Source organism: Hydrogenivirga sp. 128-5-R1-1 (assembly GCF_000171895.1).
On the sequence record NZ_ABHJ01000272.1, the window covers coordinates 1 to 1681 of the forward strand.

At 36.5% G+C, this 1681-nt stretch carries 2 protein-coding genes; both read left to right on the forward strand.

What is annotated here, in order from left to right; genetic code table 11:
- Nucleotides 1–131 precede the first annotated feature (131 nt).
- Nucleotides 132–746 (forward strand): prepilin-type N-terminal cleavage/methylation domain-containing protein, encoded by a 615-nt coding sequence (locus tag HG1285_RS02540; RefSeq protein ID WP_008289103.1) that lies wholly within the window; start codon nt 132–134, stop codon nt 744–746.
- Nucleotides 747–748: 2 nt separating this feature from the next.
- A partial coding sequence (locus tag HG1285_RS02535; RefSeq protein ID WP_008289104.1) for an ATPase, T2SS/T4P/T4SS family occupies nt 749–1681 on the forward strand: 933 nt, incomplete at its 3' end.

Here is a 1681-nt window from a genome sequence, read left to right on the forward strand (position 1 = left end):
TATTCATTTTAGCAGTATATTTCTTCTTATAAAAGTTAATATTCGGTTAATATTGAAAAAATTAAACAATGGGACGATAATGGAAAATGTATAAATGAAAAATTATTAAAAAACAGCAGGAGGTAATAATTATGAAAAGAACCTCACAAAAAGGTTTTACTTTGGTAGAACTTGCTATTGTTCTTGTAATTATTGGAATTATTCTTGGGGCAGTGTTGAAGGGGCAACAATTAATATTTAACGCAAAAGTAAAAAGGCTTCAAAATCAGGTAAAAGAGATGATGGCTGCTTTTTATACATATTATGATAAGTATGGATACTATCCAGGAGATGACCCAAGTGCAAATGCGAGATGGAGTGTTCCTGCAGGAAATGGTAATGGCCTTGTTGAAGGTGGATATTGCACAGATGCAAATGAAGAATCTTGTTTAATATGGAGACATTTAAGATTTGCAAATATCATTAGTGGCGATCCGACAGACACAAATCCTGCGACTATGACACCCCATCATATTTTTGGTGGTCAACTTGATATGTTCACTGGAACATATACTGTTGGTGGACAACAAAGAAGTGGATTATGGATTACTCTGAGACATCTTGAAGCTGATGCTGCAGCTGCATTAGATAGAGCCATAGATGATGGAAAATGCACTACAGGTTCAATGGCAAGATATGGAGGAACAGCGTGCAATGGAGATAGTTATCCAAACAGTGGATATCTCGATGTATGGATTAATTTCTAAAAATGCAGCGTAAACCACTTGGCCAGCTCCTTAAGGAGCTAGGCTATATAACAGAGGAACAAATACAGGTAGCCCTGGAGGTTCAACAGGTTGTAGGAGGGCTTTTTGGGGAAATACTCCAGAAACTCTCCTTTGTATCTCCAAGAGAAGTAGCAGAAGCTATAGCATACCAGTCTGGGAAACCTTACATTGACCTTTCCCAATATCCTCCTTCTAAAGAAGCTCTCAGACTAATAGACAAAAATCTGGCAAAACAGTTTCAGGTTATACCTTTTCAGGTAGAGGGTAATAAATTATATCTTGCAATGGTTAATCCCTATGACTTGAATGCCATTGATATAGTCCGAAGAGTTACAGACAAAGAAATAGAAATCTACGTAGCTGATACAGAAACACTTCTGAAAACCATAGAAATTCAATATTTTTTACTGGAAAAACCGATTGATGAAGAAATAAAAGAGCTTATAGAAAGGGCAAAAGCAGGTGGACTTGGAACGGAAGTCCCACGATTTGTAGAACTTATTTTGAACAATGCTATTATAGACAGGGCAACAGATATCCATATATCCCCTGAAGATTTGGCATCACATATATTTTTCAGAATAGACGGTATTATGAAACATTACTATGCAATTCCTAAAGAGATACATAATCCTATTGTGTCCCGTATAAAAGTTCTTGCAGGAATGGATATTGCAGAACAAAGGCTTCCGCAGGATGGCTCGTTTTCTCATACATTTTTTGATGAAGAATATGACCTCAGGGTATCAACAGTGCCTACTGCCTATGGTGAAAATGTAGTCATAAGAGTTTTAGGTAAAAATATATCCCTGTTTAATCTAAAAAATCTGGGATTTGAGGAAAATGTTCTAAAAGAACTGGAAAAGCAGTTTATGAAACCACAGGGAATAGTCCTTGTTACAGGTCCTACAGGC

Excerpts from the sequence above, each read along its gene's own strand:
- HG1285_RS02540 (WP_008289103.1), top strand. The coding sequence starts at position 132 with ATGAAAAGAACCTCACAAAAAGGTTTTACTTTGGTAGAACTTGCTATT.